Below are 17,176 nucleotides of genomic sequence, written 5' to 3'. Positions count from 1 at the left end.
GTGCCTAGGGCACGTACTCCTGGGAGAAGTAGTCCAGAGTGAGTCCGAGCGTGCCCTGCTTCGGCCACGCCATCACGTTCACGGTGCGCGGGTCGAAGAATGACCCGGGGACCCGCAGCTGAGGCGTTGCGCCCATGGCGTTCGCGAGTTCTTCGGGGGTCATCCCCGCGGGCGGGAGAACGATGAGCTGCGTGGCACAGCCGCCACTGCCACACGACACGTCCTCGGAGAGGACGCGTGCCCCCGCCGGCAACGACACTCGGGATGCCGATGGGTGGTCGCCCTCCTCCGCCATCACGAACAGGTAGCCGACGAAGAGGCCGTACGCGAGAGCTGCCACGACCAGCGCGGGCAGCGCGAGACGAACTCCGACACGTCGGTGGCGGGTGGACGCCGTCACGGTCTGACGCGAGCGGGGATCCGGCTCCTCGTTCATTCCTGAGCGGCCCGGCGCGCGGCTTTGTCCGCTGCGGCAGATCCGACGACGAGCCAGACGACGATCCACGCGCATCCCGCCATGGCCGCGTAGATGGCACCGTCTTCGCCGGCGAGGACCGCCGCCGCGGACGCGACCACGAGCCCGAGCCCGCCGACCGCGACAGGGACAGCCGCTGCGGCATGCCCGAGACGCCACGCTTCTGTCGAGCGCAGGGTCGCCGTCGTGCGGATGCCGATCCAGAAGTTCATCGGGAGGAGTTGTCTGTGCGCGCGGTAGGCCGTCCACAGCACGAGGACGCCCGCGGCGAGAAGGGGAACGGCGGTACTGATGGCGATGATCATCGAGGTTCTCCGGGGGGGGTGCTCCTATGTCCTTTGTCAAGCTGCGAGGGGTAGTCGGGGTTGGTAGAGGGTGCCGTCGCGGAGCATGGCGTAGAGGACGTCGGAGCGTCGTCGGGCGAGGGCTATGAGGGCTTGGTTGTGTCGTTTGCCTTGGGCGATTTTGCGGTCGTAGTAGGCGCGAGAGTCGGGGTCGCGGAGCGCCGCGAAGGCGGAGAGGAACAGGGCGCGTTTGAGGATTTTGTTGCCGCGCCTGGAGGGGTGTTCGCCGCGGATGGAGGTGCCGGATCGTCGTGTGACGGGTGCGAGGCCGGCGTAGGCGGCGAGGTGCCCGGCGGTGGGGAAGGTCTTCCCTGCGACTTCGGTGAGGAGTCTGGCTGCCGTCCTGACGCCGACTCCCGGCATGCTCGTCAGGACGGGGTGAAGAGGGTGCGCCTCGACCAGGCGTTCGACCTCGGCGGCGATCTGGTCGCGCTGGGTGCGAAGCGTCTGGAGTTGCTCTGCCAGTCGCGGCAGGACGAGAGCTGCGGCGTTCGTGCCGGTGACGGTCACTGTCTGCTGTGCGAGTGCGGCGGCGATCTCCTCCGCCCAAACCCGTCCTTTGCGGGGTGCGTGCTTCAGGAGCAGGTTCCCGAGGCGCTTCACGCCAGCGGTGCGCAGGGCGTCTGGAGAGGGGTGCTTGCGTAGGAGGGCGAGCATCGCGGGGTGATCCAGGCGTGGCCCGATGACGCGTTCGAGGGTGGGATGGATCTGGGTGAGCAGCCCGCGGATGCGGTTGCTGACCTGGGTGATTTGCCCGGCGAGGTCGTCGTCGAAGCCGCAGAGCATCGTCAGTTCCGCTACCTGCTCGTCCGCGATGGCGATGGAGCGGAGCGTGTGGGGCATGGTGCGGGCGGTCTCGGCGATAATGGCCGCGTCCCTCGCGTCGGTCTTCGCCTCTCCAGGGTGCAGGTCGGCGATGCGCCGCATCGCCAGCCCCGGCAGGTAGCCGACGGTCGCGCCCGCGGCTTGGGCGACTGCGACAGGCAGGGCGCCGACGGTGGCTGGCTGGTCGACGACCAGCAACACAGGTCCGTGCTCCGCGAGGTCAGCGATGATCTGCCGCAGCCGGGTCTCGTCCTGCGGCAGCGCCCGATCCAGCAGGTGTTTCCCAGCGCGGTCGAGGGCGACGGCATGGTGCTCGCTCTTGCCGACGTCCAGCCCGACGAACACCGCGATGGTGTCGTAGCCGGCGATGGCTGTGGTCATTGTGCTCCTCCGTTCTGTCGTGCGAACGGCAACCGGAGGGGCGGCATGCCTCGGCATCCACGTTACGGACGGCCTCGCCAGCTGGCGGGTCGAGCTCCTATCAGCGATCACACACCGCCGACCAGGCCCGGCGACAACACCCCCCAGATCATGGGTGACAGGGGGCAGAGAGCCATACCGGGCCCGGCAGGCTGCCACCACTCAGCATGCCGCCGAGCGGATCACGGAAAAAGTAACGGGGTGCTCCTATGTCCTTTGTCAAGCTGCGAGGGGTAGTCGGGGTTGGTAGAGGGTGCCGTCGCGGAGCATGGCGTAGAGGACGTCGGAGCGTCGTCGGGCGAGGGCTATGAGGGCTTGGTTGTGTCGTTTGCCTTGGGCGATTTTGCGGTCGTAGTAGGCGCGAGAGTCGGGGTCGCGGAGCGCCGCGAAGGCGGAGAGGAACAGGGCGCGTTTGAGGATTTTGTTGCCGCGCCTGGAGGGGTGTTCGCCGCGGATGGAGGTGCCGGATCGTCGTGTGACGGGTGCGAGGCCGGCGTAGGCGGCGAGGTGCCCGGCGGTGGGGAAGGTCTTCCCTGCGACTTCGGTGAGGAGTCTGGCTGCCGTCCTGACGCCGACTCCCGGCATGCTCGTCAGGACGGGGTGAAGAGGGTGCGCCTCGACCAGGCGTTCGACCTCGGCGGCGATCTGGTCGCGCTGGGTGCGAAGCGTCTGGAGTTGCTCTGCCAGTCGCGGCAGGACGAGAGCTGCGGCGTTCGTGCCGGTGACGGTCACTGTCTGCTGTGCGAGTGCGGCGGCGATCTCCTCCGCCCAAACCCGTCCTTTGCGGGGTGCGTGCTTCAGGAGCAGGTTCCCGAGGCGCTTCACGCCAGCGGTGCGCAGGGCGTCTGGAGAGGGGTGCTTGCGTAGGAGGGCGAGCATCGCGGGGTGATCCAGGCGTGGCCCGATGACGCGTTCGAGGGTGGGATGGATCTGGGTGAGCAGCCCGCGGATGCGGTTGCTGACCTGGGTGATTTGCCCGGCGAGGTCGTCGTCGAAGCCGCAGAGCATCGTCAGTTCCGCTACCTGCTCGTCCGCGATGGCGATGGAGCGGAGCGTGTGGGGCATGGTGCGGGCGGTCTCGGCGATAATGGCCGCGTCCCTCGCGTCGGTCTTCGCCTCTCCAGGGTGCAGGTCGGCGATGCGCCGCATCGCCAGCCCCGGCAGGTAGCCGACGGTCGCGCCCGCGGCTTGGGCGACTGCGACAGGCAGGGCGCCGACGGTGGCTGGCTGGTCGACGACCAGCAACACAGGTCCGTGCTCCGCGAGGTCAGCGATGATCTGCCGCAGCCGGGTCTCGTCCTGCGGCAGCGCCCGATCCAGCAGGTGTTTCCCAGCGCGGTCGAGGGCGACGGCATGGTGCTCGCTCTTGCCGACGTCCAGCCCGACGAACACCGCGATGGTGTCGTAGCCGGCGATGGCTGTGGTCATTGTGCTCCTCCGTTCTGTCGTGCGAACGGCAACCGGAGGGGCGGCATGCCTCGGCATCCACGTTACGGACGGCCTCGCCAGCTGGCGGGTCGAGCTCCTATCAGCGATCACACACCGCCGACCAGGCCCGGCGACAACACCCCCCAGATCATGGGTGACAGGGGGCAGAGAGCCATACCGGGCCCGGCAGGCTGCCACCACTCAGCATGCCGCCGAGCGGATCACGGAAAAAGTAACGGGGGTAGGGATGTTCGTGGAGCGCGTCCGGCCTGCGCGGCGCAACGGGGCGGCGCGTCTGGCGCACAGTTCGGAGACGAACTCCCTCCCGAGGCTACGACATCGTGCCCGACGGCCCTCACGGCGCGAGGCGACCGACGCGCCCGGGATACCGGAGCGCATCAGCCGTTCAGCATCCACACAAGGCAACCCCAATACGGTGGGGCGCGATGGACGTGCGGGAGGAGCGCTGGTGAAGAGCAAGGCGGGTCTCGCCGCGATCGGCATGACTCTCACCCTGGCGTTGGTGGCAGGCATCGTCGTCCTCGGCTCTGGCGCCCCGTTCGGCGGCGACCGCTACGCCCCCGACCCGGCTGCTGCTCCTCTACAGCTCACCAGTCCCTCCCTTCTGTTCGCCTCGCCACAAACGGTCGACCTCACCGTCGACAACGCGCGCGGCGATCTGAACTGGTCCGTGCGTGATGACTCCGGCGGCCTCGTGGACTCCGGTACCACCGCCCCGTCCGCCTCCGCCCAGATCGACCCGGCAGTGCGGGAACCGGGCTTCTACACCTTCACCGTCGATGACGGACGCGGTCCCCTCGAGGCGGACTTCGTGGTCACAGGGCAGATGCCGAAGACTTCGGAGTCGTTCTTCTCGGTGGCGACGCACTGGGGGAAGCAGACCTTCGCCGCATCGACCTGGCCGCTCGCGAAGACCATGCCCTTGGTAACCGGTCTCGGCATCCGGCAGTTCCGTGACGAGACCACCTGGACGAGCGTCGAGCGCACAGCGGGCGAGATCACGATCCCCGATTTCGCGACCGATCTCACATCAGCCGCCAAGACGAACGACATGCACATGCTGTTCGTCGCCAGCTACGGAAATCCGCGCGCCTATCCGGGCGACATGGACGGCCCCATGACGCCCCCGACGACGGATGAGGCACGAGCCGCGTTCGTGAAGTACATCAACGGCGTACTGGACGCGAATCCGACCATCGACAAGGTCGAGGTGTGGAACGAGTTCAACCGCGAGCGCCGCAACACCAGCGATTGTCAGACGGGCGCGTGTTACGCCACCCTCGTCAAGGCCGTGTACCAGGGCGTGAAGGCCGAGCATCCCGACGTCAAGATCGTCGCGGGGAACACCCATGGCATCCCCACCGATTGGTTCACCGATTTCGCCGAAGCGGGCGGCCTGAAGTACGCCGACATGATCTCCGCTCACGGCTATGCCTCGGACGTCGCCGATCTCCGCAACGGCATCCGGCGTCTCGACACGATCATTCGCAACCACAACAACGGGCGCTCCAAGCCGCTCATCGTCAGCGAAGTCGGATTGACGAACACGACCGTGACTCCCCCGCTCGGCAACGTCAGCCGTGTGCTGAACGAAGACCAGGCGGCCGGGGGTCTGGTTCAGATATTCGTGACTCTCAAGTCGCTCCCGGCTGTCGAACAGACCGTTTGGTACGACGCCGTGGACGACGGCACGAATCCCGAGGAGACCGAGGCGAACTTCGGACTCTTCCGACAGCCCGCCGAGAACGTCGCGGCGTTCCAGCCCAAGGTCGGCGCCGCCGCGATGGCCACGACCGTGCGACAGCTGGACGGCTTCCACTTCACCTCTGTCACGCGCGTCGGAGGTGACGTCACCGCCTACACGTTCACGAACGACGCCGGTGACGTCCGTCGCGTTCTCTGGAAGAACCAGCCGTACGCCAGCACCGACACGAGCACGACCCCGGTCCCCCTCGAAACGTCTGCCGGACACGAGACGAAGGTGCTCTCCACGACGGGGAAGACTCTGGCGGTCCTGAAGCCTGGATCCGCGGTGTTCCCGGTCGGGGGGATGCCCGTGTTCGTCGACGAGCAGCCGGTGCGCGGCTGAGGCGTGCCCCTCACTCCTCCCCGTCGGCCGAGACCGCAACCGCAACCGCGCCCGCGTGGCGGGCCGCATGCCCCAGGTAGGTCTCGGCGTTACGTCGGATGCCCTCTCGCTCCTCCGCAGTGAGCGCACGCCGCACCTTTCCCGGAACGCCCGCGACCAGCGAGCCTTCCGGAACCACAGTCCCCTCCAGCACGACGGCACCACCGGCGACGAGACATCCGGGTCCGATCTGGGCGCCGGACAGCACGACGCTTCCCATTCCGATGAGAGAGCCGTCGCCGATCGTGCAGCCGTGGACGACGGCGTTGTGACCGACCGAGACATCCGCGCCGATGATGGTCGGTCGCCCGCGGTCGACGTGGATGGACACGTTGTCCTGCACGTTGGAGCGCGGACCGATGACGATCGCCGCGCCGTCACCGCGCAGGACGGCGTTGTACCAGACGCTCGCGCCGGGTCCCAGGGACACGTCCCCGACGAGGCGGGCTCCGGATGCCACGAACGTGTCGTCGAGGAGGGTGGGCGCCGCGTCGGGAAGCGCGAGGATGGTGGCGTCGTGGGCGACGGTCATGCGAGGGCCTTTCGTCACGCGTTCAGGCGCTGCCGCATCCACGCCCAGGCCGATGGCCAGTGCGGGGCGTCGGGGTCGATGAGCAGCATGTGGTCGAGCTGAGCGAACTCGAAGTAGTCCACGGCGGCCTCCGTCCGCCGGGCGAGGTCCGCGAAGCTGCGGGAGTGACTCACGGGGACACGGTCGTCGTCTATGCCGTGCACGAGGAGGGTCGGCACCGCGGAGGGACGCGGTGTCGCGGTGTCGTAGGCCGCGGGGTGCTCGAGCGGTGACCCCCCGAGCAGGTCCGCCACCGCGTTCGATCCGATGCCGGCCGCGTAGCCGCCCCTCAGATCCGTCACCGGGGCGAGGGCGATGATCAGGTCGGCCTCGTCGGCCGACACCAGCGCGAGCTGACCGCCCGCGGAATGGCCCACGACGACCCTCGAGGCACGCGGGAACGCGCCGGCGGCGCGACGAAGCGCGGTGCGCACGTCGGCCTGCATCGCCTCGGCGTCCGCTTCGCGCCGGTACTCGATGTTGACCGCCGCCATGTCGAGAGAGGCGACCCGTTTCGTCAGCGGCTCCATGAGCTCGGCCGTGTAGCGGGGACGCCAGTAGCCACCGTGGACGAAGCAGACGCAGACGTCCGCCGAGACGTCTCCGTCGATACGCATCCACTGGTCGGGGTGACTGCCGTAGGCGTCGATGCGAGCGAGGCGACCATGCATGCCTCGATCTTCACACGCCGCCGAGGGGTCCGGTCCATGGCGGTGCCGTGCGGGCGCAACTCAGGTGAGGATTGCCTATTCATCAGGGATTTAGCCGAGCCTCATCTTGCTTGCGGAATGCGTGAGCCTGAGTAGCGTTGCATCCAACAGACGTCGTTCGCTGCGAGAAGGAGCAGATATGAGCACCGTAGAGACCCCCGCCGCCACCACCGTCGACTCGACCATGGCCGCCGGAACCGCCCAGTTCCTCTCCCCCGTCGTGATCGGCCTCGAGGCTCTCGTCGTCAACGGGAAGCAGGCGCACTGGCACGTTCGTGGCTCGAACTTCATCGGCGTGCACGAGCTGCTCGATTCGGTCGTCGCTCACGCGCAGGACTGGGCCGACCTGGCCGCCGAGCGCATCGTCGCCCTGGGTCTGCCCATCGACTCGCGTCTGTCGACCGTCGCGGCCAAGGCGAAGGCCACCGAGGTTCCCGCCGGCTTCGCGCCGTCCGACGTCGTGATCCGCGCCGTCATCGCCGACATCGACGCCGTCCTCGTCGACATCGAAGCAGCCATCGAGGGGCTCGACGAGATCGACATGTCGAGCCAGGACGTGGCCATCGAGATCAAGCGCGGCCTCGACAAGGACCGCTGGTTCCTCTTCGCGCACCTCGCCGCGTAAGACGGATCTCGACGACGGGGACGGTGCTTCGGCACCGTCCCCGTCGTCGTTTGCCGGGGGCGCTTGTGCGCCGGGTGAGGGTGCGAGACGCCTCAGACGCCGTGTATCACGCGCCCCGCGAGCAACGTGGTCCGCACCGGCATGGCGCGCAGGCTGCGCTCATCGGCGGCGCGCGGATCGGCCCCGACGATCACGAGATCCGCGAGCGCCCCGGGCGAGATCTCTGCCGGCGCCGTCGAACCCCCGGCGGTGGATGCCGCGATGGCGGTGTCGATGTCCACACGTTCGTGCGGGTGCCACGCCTCGCGTCCGTCTCGCGTGCGGAAGACGGCGGATGCCAGAGCCGCCCAGGGATCCAGGGGGGCGACGGGAGCATCGGATCCGAAACGGACATTGGCCCCGCTGTCGACCAGCGCACGCAACGGGTAGGGCTGAGCGGACTGCTCGGCCCAGATGGCATCCGTCATGTCCCGGTCGTCGAGGGCGTGCTCCGGTTGCACACTGGCCGCGACGCCCAGACGGGCGAAACGAGGGATATCAGCATGGGCGACGAGCTGCGCGTGCTCAATCGTGCCGACGGCTCCGGTCAGCGCGTAGGCGTCGAGAGCGTGGGCGTTCGCGACGTCGCCGATCGCGTGGATCGCGCACTCCAGTCCGGCTGCTGTCGCGCGGGTCATCATGTCGACGAGGTCGTCCGGAGCGATCGTGAGGAGCCCGTGATTGCCGACCTCTCCCGCGTAATGGTGCGCGCACGCCGCCGTGCGCGTGCCGAGAGAGCCGTCCGTGATGGCCTTGAGCGGTCCGACCCGCACGAGGTCGTGATGGGCTCCGCGCACCCGGTCCCCCGTCCGCAGTCCCTCCGCGATGGCACGATCGAGGTCTTGCGGGTAGGTCCCGTACGAGATGCGGAGACTGTCGAATCCGCGCTCCACGCGCCGCTGCCACGGTTCGTCGTTCCAGGTCATGTCGAGGTCGACGAGACCGACCACTCCCCGAGCCGCGGCGGTGCGTGACATGCGTTCGACGGCACGGTCGGCGATGTCGGGGGCCACCGCGTTGAGGCGACGAGAGATCTCGAACGCCTCTTCTTCGCGAACGATCCCGGATGCCGTCACTTCCAGGCCCTCGCGACGGAACGCCGCACTGTTCATCCACACACTGTGGACGTCGGCGTTGATCAGGTAGGTCGGGACACCGCCTGTCGTGGCATCCAGGAGCTCCACGCTCGGCCGATCCGGCCACAGGCCGTCTCGAAAACCGGAACCGACGCGGCGTCCCTCGGTCTCGGGCGCGAGCGCCATGATGGCCGCGGCGTCGCTCGCGGAGGCCACCTCCCCGAGCGGCACACGATCGGCGGCCAACGCCCACTGCAGCACATGGACGTGGTGATCCCACAGTCCGGGCAGGAGCCACCCGCCGTCGCCCTCGGCGACGAGTCCGGTGGGTCGCAGATTGCCGGTCGGGGCGATGTCCGCGATGCGTCCATCCGTGATGACGAGGTCGACCGGCTCGGTCGTCGGAAGGAGTTCACGTCCCGGTCCCGCCACACGCACACCGCGGATGAATCCCACGGTCTCGCCGATCACGGCCGCACCCTCGCGTCGGCGGAGCGGCGCATCTCCGCGGCGAGGTCGACTCCGGCCCCGCCTTCCGCGGCCAGACCGGCGATGATCGTCTCGACGACCTCGGGCATCTTGTTCTGGCTGAGCTTGCGCTTCGCGGTCACACGCGTGGGCGTGAGGCGGAAGCCCACGGTGCCGCGCTCGAGACGCTCGACGAAGCCCGCGTCGTTCGGCAGTGTGTAAAGGCCGCGCGCGTCGTCTCCGTCGCCCTCGAAGCGTTCGACGAGACGTTCCAGAACGCGCAGGTTCTCGGCGGGGCTCAGCAATTCCGGGACGCCGGAAAGGTGCGCCGACACGAAGTTCCAGGTGGGGACGGCGGGGACCGCCCCATACCACCTGGGCGTGATGTACCCGTGCGGACCCTGGACGACCACGAGAAGCTCCCGCTCGCCGAGACCGAGGATCGCGTCATCGGGTTTGCCGACGTGGCCCACGATGGTCAGGTCGTCGCGCTCGTCGTCGAGCATGACGGCGTAGTGCGAGGCGACGAGGCCGTCATCGCTCTGACTGACAAGGGTCACCCAGGGGTGACGGTCGATGAGACGGCGGATCTCGCCGACGTCGGTCATCGCGAAGCTGGGGTTCTGGCGCACCGGATCAGCCTAAATCGCCGGGGACAGCGGCAGGGGCATCGCGGCGCGTCCACGGCCTCGCCGGTCGGCCGAGCCTCCCTCACGCCTGGCAGTTCGGGCACCAGTAGAGCTTGCGTCCGGCAGCCTCTTCCATCAGCACCGTCGTCCCGCAGATCCGGCAGGGAAGACCGGCGCGGTGGTACACCCAGTGGCGGTCATCGCGATGAGCCATGGCGCGGCGGTAGGCCTCGGGATCGAGGTCGTCCATCGTCATCATCTGGCCGGTCTCGACGCCGATCGAGAGCAGCCGAACCCAGTCGCGCCACATCTCGCGCACGACCTCCTCGGGCACGTCGCGGCCGGGGGTGTGCGGGTTCTGCCGAGCACGGAAGAGGATCTCGGCGCGATAGACATTGCCGATGCCGCTCACGACCGACTGGTCCATGAGCAGCAGACCGATCGCGGTCGGCTTTTTCCTGACGGTCGCGGCGAAGCGTTTCTCGCCGTCGGCGACGTCATCGACGAGAGGGTCGGGTCCGAGTTTCGCGATGGTCGCGGCGACCTCGTCAGCCGTCTGCAGCGCGCACGCCGTCGGGCCGCGCAGGTCGGCACACGTGGCGTCGGTGAGAAGGCGCAGGCGCACGGCCCCCACGACCGGTGGCGGCCATTCGGTCTGTTCGTCGAGGCCGGTGGTCTGCTCCGACATGCGCACGCGGGCGCGCCGCGGAGCACCGATCGAACTCAGTGAGTTCTCGCCCGCGGCATCCAGAATCGGTGTCTCATCGATCACCGTGCCGCGCTGGTTGGTGTGGCCCATGCGTCCGTTGGCCGAGGCGATGGTCGCGTCGACCGCGATCTCGCCCGCGAAGTCCCACGCGCCGTACATGCCGAGGTGCACCCGGAGCCAGACGTCGCCGTCGAACAAGAGGAACATCTGCTTGCCGACCGCCCGGACGTCGAGTGCTTCACGCCCGTCGATGACGGCTGCTCCCTCGGCGAACCGCCCCTGCGGACTGGACGCCGCGACCACGCGACCGACGATGTTGCGATCGAACTGCCGCGCGATCCGGTGAACAGAATGCCCCTCGGGCATCAGCCTGCCTCGGGATCGAACGAGTCGCTCGCGTCGGTCATCGGATTCTCGTCTCGACCTGCGCGCGGATCCGGCAGAAGAACGCCGTCCTGCTCGAAGGCGGCGAGTTGTGCGATGCGGCGCGCGTGACGCTCTTCTCCCGAGAACGGGGTCGCGATGAACCGGTCGATGAAGGACGCGGCTTCCTCGAAGGTGTGCTGGCGGGCGCCGATGGCGATGACGTTCGCATCATTGTGCTCGCGGGCGAGTTCGGCGGTCGCGATGCTCCAGACGAGCGCCGCGCGCACGCCGAGCACCTTGTTCGCCGCGATCTGCTCGCCGTTTCCCGAGCCTCCGAAGACGACGCCGAGGGCCTCGACGCCGCTCGCCTGATCACGGACGACCGCCTGGGCGGCGCGGATGCAGAACGCGGGGTAGTCGTCCAGGGGGTCGTACTCGATCGGACCGTGGTCGACGACCTCGTGCCCCTGGGAAGCGAGGTGATGCTGGATCTGGGTGGAGAACTCGAGACCGGCGTGATCGGTGCCGATGTGGATACGCATGCGCTCATCCTATTGACGGCCGCCGACATCTCGGGCGGACATGACGGCGCGGCCCGCCCCGAAGAGCGAGCCGCGCCGAGAACCTCAGGGGCGGAGTCCGGCGGCCACCGGCTTGAAGCCGGCGCGGATGTTCTCGCAGCAGCCCGGGCGGCACACGTCGTACCAGGGGCCGAGGTCGGTCACGTGCGGTCGCTCGCTCCGCGGAGTTCCTTTCAGACGTTCCTCCACGAGGTCGATCAATCCCGACACGTACGCGGGGTCGATACCCGGCGTCGGCGTACGCACGGCGCGAATGCCGGCTTCTTCGGCCGCTTCCATCGCCTCGGTGTCGAGGTCCCAGAGCACCTCCATGTGATCGCTGACGAAGCCGAGCGGGACAATCACCACGGCCTCGACCCCGCGACCGGGGAGCTCGGCGATCACGTCGTTGACGTCGGGCTCGAGCCAGGGCTGCGTCGGCGGGCCCGATCGCGACTGGTAGACGAGCTCCCACTCGACGTCGGCGACGGCCGCGGCGACCTCAGCCATGACGAAGGCGGCGACGGCCTTGTGCTGAGCCTCGTATGCGCCACCCTCTCCGAAGTCGGCATCGCGGGGACCGGAGCGCTGCGCATCGGCGGTCGGGATCGAGTGCGTCGAGAACAGCACACGGATGTTCTCCGCGGCGACACCGTCGGATGTGAACTCCGTCACGGCAGCCTTTACACCGTCGACGAAGGCCGAGACGAAACCGGGGTGGTCGAAGAACTGCCGGACCTTGTCGATCGTGACGGTCTCTCCGAGCCCCGTCGCCTCGAGCACTCGGGCGTAGTCCTCGCGGTACTGCCGGCAGCTCGAGAACGAGCTGTAGGCGCTCGTGGCGATGGCGAGGAGCGTGGTGTGACCGGCTTCGGCCGCCTCGGTCACGGCCTCTTCCAGATACGGCGCCCAGTTGCGATTTCCCCAGTACACCGGCAGCCCCAGACCGCGCGCGGCGATCTCCGCCTCGAGAGCAGCCTTGAGCTCGCGGTTGTGCTGGTTGATCGGACTCACACCGCCGAAGTGCCGGTAGTGATGCGCGACCTCTTCGAGACGCTCGTCGGGGATCCCTCGTCCGCGGGTGACGTTGCGAAGGAACGGGATCACGTCGTCCTGCCCCTCCGGGCCGCCGAAGCCGGCGAGGAGGATGCCGTCGTACGCCACGGGCGTCTCGACCCATCTGGGTCCGGATGCCGCGGCGGGCGACGCGTAGAGGACGGTCTCAGGGCTGGTATCCGTGTCGGTCGTGCTCACGATCACATCCTCCCACCTGCGCGCGAAGCCGGGACACGAGATATCTCGCTACTAGGCTTATACGGTTGTCACCGACGTCAACCGCGTCACCTGCGACAAACCACCCAGATCCCCGGGAGAACGCCAGTGCCAGGAGAGAATCTCACCCGCATCGAGGCGCAGGAGCGCCGCGCGATCGTCGACACGCACGAGTACGACATCGCGCTCGATCTCACGCGAGGCGACGAGGTGTTCGGCTCGCGCACCGTCGTCCGATTCTCGGCCACGCCGGGAGCAGCCACCTTCATCGACCTCATCGCGCGCGAGGTGCACGCGATCCACCTCAACGGGCGAGAGATCAGCCCGACCGCGTTCCGTGACTCTCGGATCGCCCTCGAGGGGCTCGACGCCGAGAACGAACTCGTCGTCGAGGCCGAGTGCGAATACACCAACACCGGTGAGGGGCTGCATCGCTTCGTGGACCCGGTGGACGGCGAGGTCTACCTGTACTCGCAGTTCGAGGTCCCCGACTCGCGCCGGGTGTTCACGGTGTTCGAACAACCCGACCTGAAGGCCGCGTTCACGTTCTCGGTCACGGCCCCGGCGCGCTGGAAGGTCGTTTCGAACTCCCCCACCCCTGAGCCCGTCGCCGTCTCCGACGACACGGCCCGCTGGGATTTCCCGCCGACGCCGCGCATCTCGTCGTACATCACCGCGCTCATCGCCGGTCCGTACGAGGAGACCACGAGTGAGCTCACCAGCGCCGACGGCCGCGTCATCCCGCTGGGCGTCTTCGCGCGAAAGAGCCTGTGGCAGTACCTGGATGCCGATTACGTGTTCGACAAGACCCGTCAAGGCTTCGCGTACTACGAGGAGAAGTTCGGCTTCCCCTACCCGTTCGCCAAGTACGACCAGCTGTTCGTGCCCGAGTTCAACGCCGGGGCCATGGAGAACGCCGGAGCGGTGACTTTCACGGAGACCTACGTCTTCCGCAGCAAGGTGACCGACGCGGTCAAAGAACGCCGCGTCGTCACGATCCTGCACGAGCTCGCGCACATGTGGTTCGGCGACCTCGTCACGATGAAGTGGTGGAACGATCTGTGGCTCAATGAGTCGTTCGCGGAGTGGGCGTCCACCATCGCCACCGCCGAGGCCACCGAGTGGGAGGCCGCCTGGACGACCTTCAACGCGATGGAGAAGACCTGGGCGTACCGCCAGGACCAGCTGCCCTCGACGCACCCCGTCGTCGCCGAGATCAACGATCTCGAAGACGTCCAGGTCAACTTCGACGGCATCACCTACGCCAAGGGCGGGTCAGTGCTCAAGCAGCTGGCCGCGTGGGTGGGGATCGAGCAGTTCTTCGCCGGTGTGGGGGCCTACTTCCAGAAGCACCAGTGGTCGAACACCGAGGTGGGCGACCTGCTGGACGAACTCGAGGCGACCAGTGGCCGTGATCTCAGCGACTGGTCGAAGAAGTGGCTCGAGACGGCGGGAGTGAACACGCTCTCGCCGCTGATCGAGGAGGGTTCTGACGGGACGATCTCCCGCTTCGCGATCGTGCAGACCGCACCGGCCGACTATCCGACCATCCGTCCCCACCGGCTCGGCGTCGGCTTCTACTCGCTGACCGAGGGCGGCGCACTCGAGCGTGTCCACCACCTCGAGCTCGACGTCGACGGCGACCGCACTGAGGTCCCCGAGTTGCGCGGCATCCGACGCCCGGATCTCGTTCTGCTGAACGACGACGACCTCGCTTACGCGAAGATCCGTCTCGACGAGCGTTCGCTGGCCACGGCGATCGCGCATCTGAAGGACATCTCGGACCCGCTCGCCCGCTCGCTCGTCTGGGGGGCCGCGTGGGACCAGACCCGGGATGCCGAGGCCTCGGCCACCGATTACCTCGATCTCGTGCTGCGCAACATCGGTTCCGAGACCGAGTCGACCACTGTCCGCACCACCCTTGCGCAGTTGCAGCTCGCGGCCAACTCCTATGTCGCCCCGTCCACGCGCGCGGAGGCTCGCGAACGCGTCGCCGACGGGCTGTGGGAACTCGCTCAGCAGGCCGAGACCGGTAGCGACAGCCAGTTGCAGTTCGTCACGGCGTTCGCCTCCGCGGCATCCACGCCGGCCCACGCCGAGATCGTCCGCGCACTGCGCAACGGCGACACGGTGCTCGAGGGTCTCGAGATCGACACCGACCTGTCGTGGCAGCTGCTCATCTCGCTCGCCGCAGCGGGCGCGGTGACCGACACGGGGATCGATGAGGCGCGGGCCGCCGACAACACGGCGAAGGGCGGCGAGTTCGCTGCTCAGGCGAAGGCGGCCCTCCCCACGCACGAGGCGAAAGCCGCCGCGTGGAGCTCGCTCATCGATCGTGCCGACGCCCCGAACACCATCGTGCGCGCCGCGGCCATCGGGTTCACCCACCCGGCGACGGTCGCGGTCCTGGCTGATTTCGTCGAGCCCTACTTCTCCATGCTGCTGCCGATCTGGGAGTCGCGCAGCTACCAGATCGCGCAGTACCTCATCGTGGGACTCTACCCGGCGGCTCTCGCCAGCACCGAGCTTCGCGATGCGACTCGAGCGTGGCTCGCGCAGAACTCGGAGGCCGCGCCGGCGTTGCGCCGTCTGGTGAGTGAGAACCTCGCGGGTGTCGAGCGTGCCCTCGCGGTGCAGGAGCGCGACGCCGCGTAGCGATTCGCCGTTCGTCAGACGGATCCCTCCGCCCTCCGGGTGCGGGGGCATCCGTTTTCCGTCGTACCGCGGTACGACACTTCGGCGGCGCGAAGTCCGCCCGGTCTCCGACGCTCGACGAGAACGGTCTTCCTAGCGTGGATGCATGATCACCGCACAGAACCTGACCAAACGGTTCGGCTCCCGCACGGTCGTGTCCGACATCTCGTTCACCGTTCGACCGGGACGGGTCACCGGGTTCCTCGGACCGAATGGTGCCGGCAAGTCGACGACGATGCGCATGATCGTCGGGCTCGACCGACCGAGCGCTGGGACGGTCACGGTCGACGGGCGCCGTTACGACCGGCTGCGTGCCCCCCTGCGGGAGGTGGGCACCTTGCTCGACGCGCGTGCGGTGCACACGGGGCGATCGGCTCGCGACCATCTACGGGCGATGGCCGCGACACACGGCCTCCTGCGCGGGCGCGTCGACGAGGTCATCGAACTCACGGGCCTCTCCTCGGTCGCCCACCGTCGAGCGGGTACGTTCTCCCTCGGCATGGGGCAGCGTCTCGGAATCGCTTCGGCGCTGCTCGGCGACCCCCGTACCCTGCTCCTCGACGAGCCGGTCAACGGCCTCGACCCCGAGGGCATGCGCTGGGTGCGGGCGCTCATGCGTCACCTGGCGGCGGAGGGACGGACCGTGCTCGTGTCGAGCCATCTGATGAGCGAAATGGCGCAGACGGCCGATCACGTCATCGTGCTGGGACGCGGCGAGATCCTGGCGGACGCCCCCGTCCACGAGCTCGTGCGCACGTGGACGGGGGCGCGTGTCCTCGTACGCACCCCGCGACTGGCCGACCTCGGCGAAGCCGTGTCGCGCCGCGGCGGGCGTCTCGCCAGCTCAGCCCCCGACACGGCGGAGGTCTCGGGGATGGATGCGGCGACCATCGGCCTCCTCGCGGCTCAGCTCGGGATCCCCCTCTTCGAGCTCACGCCGTCGTCGGGGTCGCTCGAGGACGCGTATCTCGCCCTCACCGCGGGGGCTGTCGACTTCCCCACGAAGGAGTACGCATGACCGCCGCAGCCGACCATCGGAGCGATATCCACCTCTCATTTCGCCGGCTCGTCACGAGCGAGGCGATCAAACTGCTGACCATTCGCTCCACGTGGTGGGCTTTGGGGATCGCGGTGGCCGCGAACGTCGCGCTCACAGGTCTCGTGATGCTCTTCCTGGTCGACACCGGGGCGAGGATTGAGGCTGTCTCGATCATCGTGGGCGGATCGTCGCTGACGATGTTGATCGCGGGGGTGCTCGGTGTGATCTCCGTGACCGGCGAGTACTCGACTGGGATGATCCGTTCCACACTCGCCGCGGAACCGCGCCGGGGTCGCGTCGTGGTCGCCAAGGCACTGGTCCTGGCCATCACCATCGCGCTCACCACATGTGTCGCGTATCTCGCGTCGGCGCTCCTCACCACCGTGGGTGGAATCGGAGAGATCCGCTGGGCCGAACCGTCTGCATCGGTCCTCCCCCTGCTCGGCGGGATGTTCGCGATGGTGTCGTTCGCACTCATCGGCGTGGGGTTCGGCCTCGTCATCCGCAACGCAGCGGGTGCCATCGCCGTCACGGTCGGCGTGTTGTTCGTCCTCCCCGTGTTCGTGAGCTTGTTCTATGCGGGCGGCCCGTCGTGGTCGTGGATGGATGACCTGGCCGCCCTTCTGCCGGCGACCGCGGCGGCGCAGATCGTCAGCCTGGGCCCGGGTGAGAACGTCGGGCCTGCGATCGTCCTGTTCGCATGGCCTGTGGGACTTCTCGCGGTGGGCGCCGGAGTGTTGCGCACGCGGGATGCCTGACCGCACGGCGTGGAGGGGC

Annotated in this window: 16 protein-coding genes; 5 read left to right on the top strand and 11 right to left on the bottom strand. The window is 68.3% G+C overall.

The window, feature by feature from the left end; all coding sequences use genetic code 11:
- Positions 1 to 4: 4 nt before the first annotated feature.
- From PIR02_16295 to PIR02_16280, 4 genes are all read right to left on the bottom strand, one after another.
- Positions 5 to 400 carry a hypothetical protein gene (locus tag PIR02_16295; GenBank protein WZH36308.1) on the bottom strand — a complete coding sequence of 132 codons (396 nt, stop codon included), beginning with the start codon at positions 398 to 400 and terminating at the stop codon, positions 5 to 7.
- Between the two features lie 32 nt (positions 401 to 432).
- A complete protein-coding gene (locus tag PIR02_16290) occupies positions 433 to 780 on the bottom strand; it encodes an SdpI family protein (protein ID WZH36307.1) in 348 nt (115 codons plus the stop codon).
- 36 nt (positions 781 to 816) lie between these two features.
- Positions 817 to 2,025: an IS110 family transposase gene (locus tag PIR02_16285; GenBank protein ID WZH36306.1), complete on the bottom strand. Its 1,209-nt coding sequence runs from the start codon at positions 2,023 to 2,025 to the stop codon at positions 817 to 819.
- Positions 2,026 to 2,283: 258 nt separating this feature from the next.
- The gene (locus PIR02_16280; GenBank protein ID WZH36305.1) at positions 2,284 to 3,492 is read right to left on the bottom strand and encodes an IS110 family transposase; all 1,209 of its coding nucleotides are present in this window, start codon (positions 3,490 to 3,492) and stop codon (positions 2,284 to 2,286) included.
- A gap of 469 nt (positions 3,493 to 3,961) precedes the next feature.
- Here PIR02_16280 and PIR02_16275 point away from each other — a divergent pair, with 469 nt between their 5' ends.
- On the top strand, positions 3,962 to 5,602 hold the full coding sequence (locus PIR02_16275; GenBank protein ID WZH36304.1) for a glycosyl hydrolase: 1,641 nt from the start codon (positions 3,962 to 3,964) through the stop codon (positions 5,600 to 5,602).
- 10 nt (positions 5,603 to 5,612) lie between these two features.
- On the opposite strand, the gene PIR02_16270 is transcribed toward PIR02_16275, so the two are convergent.
- On the bottom strand, positions 5,613 to 6,173 hold the full coding sequence (locus PIR02_16270) for a gamma carbonic anhydrase family protein (GenBank protein ID WZH36303.1): 561 nt from the start codon (positions 6,171 to 6,173) through the stop codon (positions 5,613 to 5,615).
- Between the two features lie 14 nt (positions 6,174 to 6,187).
- On the bottom strand, positions 6,188 to 6,883 hold the full coding sequence (locus tag PIR02_16265; protein WZH36302.1) for a prolyl oligopeptidase family serine peptidase: 696 nt from the start codon (positions 6,881 to 6,883) through the stop codon (positions 6,188 to 6,190).
- Between the two features lie 178 nt (positions 6,884 to 7,061).
- Between PIR02_16265 and PIR02_16260 the strand changes: the two genes are divergently transcribed.
- Positions 7,062 to 7,547, top strand: coding sequence for a DNA starvation/stationary phase protection protein (locus tag PIR02_16260; protein WZH36301.1), 486 nt, complete (start codon positions 7,062 to 7,064; stop codon positions 7,545 to 7,547).
- 92 nt (positions 7,548 to 7,639) lie between these two features.
- Here the strand turns inward: PIR02_16260 and PIR02_16255 are convergent, their stop codons facing one another.
- From PIR02_16255 to PIR02_16235, 5 genes are all read right to left on the bottom strand, one after another.
- Positions 7,640 to 9,133: an amidohydrolase family protein gene (locus PIR02_16255; GenBank protein WZH36300.1), complete on the bottom strand. Its 1,494-nt coding sequence runs from the start codon at positions 9,131 to 9,133 to the stop codon at positions 7,640 to 7,642.
- Positions 9,130 to 9,762 carry an FMN-binding negative transcriptional regulator gene (locus PIR02_16250; protein ID WZH36299.1) on the bottom strand — a complete coding sequence of 211 codons (633 nt, stop codon included), beginning with the start codon at positions 9,760 to 9,762 and terminating at the stop codon, positions 9,130 to 9,132. Before PIR02_16250 ends, PIR02_16255 begins: the two co-directional genes overlap by 4 nt.
- 79 nt (positions 9,763 to 9,841) lie before the next feature.
- Entirely contained in the window at positions 9,842 to 10,834 is a 993-nt protein-coding gene (locus PIR02_16245; GenBank protein ID WZH36298.1) for an Fpg/Nei family DNA glycosylase, read from the bottom strand.
- On the bottom strand, positions 10,834 to 11,376 hold the full coding sequence (locus tag PIR02_16240) for a ribose-5-phosphate isomerase (protein ID WZH36297.1): 543 nt from the start codon (positions 11,374 to 11,376) through the stop codon (positions 10,834 to 10,836). Before PIR02_16240 ends, PIR02_16245 begins: the two co-directional genes overlap by 1 nt.
- Positions 11,377 to 11,460: 84 nt before the next feature.
- Positions 11,461 to 12,648: a ferrochelatase gene (locus tag PIR02_16235; GenBank protein WZH36296.1), complete on the bottom strand. Its 1,188-nt coding sequence runs from the start codon at positions 12,646 to 12,648 to the stop codon at positions 11,461 to 11,463.
- 126 nt (positions 12,649 to 12,774) lie between these two features.
- Here PIR02_16235 and pepN point away from each other — a divergent pair, with 126 nt between their 5' ends.
- The 3 genes from pepN (at position 12,775) to PIR02_16220 (ending at position 17,157) form a co-directional block, all read left to right on the top strand.
- The gene (pepN, locus tag PIR02_16230) at positions 12,775 to 15,321 is read left to right on the top strand and encodes an aminopeptidase N (protein ID WZH36295.1); all 2,547 of its coding nucleotides are present in this window, start codon (positions 12,775 to 12,777) and stop codon (positions 15,319 to 15,321) included.
- A gap of 145 nt (positions 15,322 to 15,466) precedes the next feature.
- Positions 15,467 to 16,378 carry an ABC transporter ATP-binding protein gene (locus PIR02_16225; protein WZH36294.1) on the top strand — a complete coding sequence of 304 codons (912 nt, stop codon included), beginning with the start codon at positions 15,467 to 15,469 and terminating at the stop codon, positions 16,376 to 16,378.
- Positions 16,375 to 17,157: an ABC transporter permease subunit gene (locus tag PIR02_16220; protein WZH36293.1), complete on the top strand. Its 783-nt coding sequence runs from the start codon at positions 16,375 to 16,377 to the stop codon at positions 17,155 to 17,157. The genes PIR02_16225 and PIR02_16220 overlap by 4 nt, the downstream gene beginning before the upstream one ends.
- Positions 17,158 to 17,176: the final 19 nt, after the last annotated feature.

The organism is Microbacterium enclense, from assembly GCA_038182865.1.
In the GTDB taxonomy this organism is placed as follows: Bacteria; Actinomycetota; Actinomycetes; order Actinomycetales; family Microbacteriaceae; genus Microbacterium; species Microbacterium enclense_B.
Note: the sequence above shows the minus strand (reverse complement) of the source record. Positions and strands in the feature narration are given on the sequence as shown.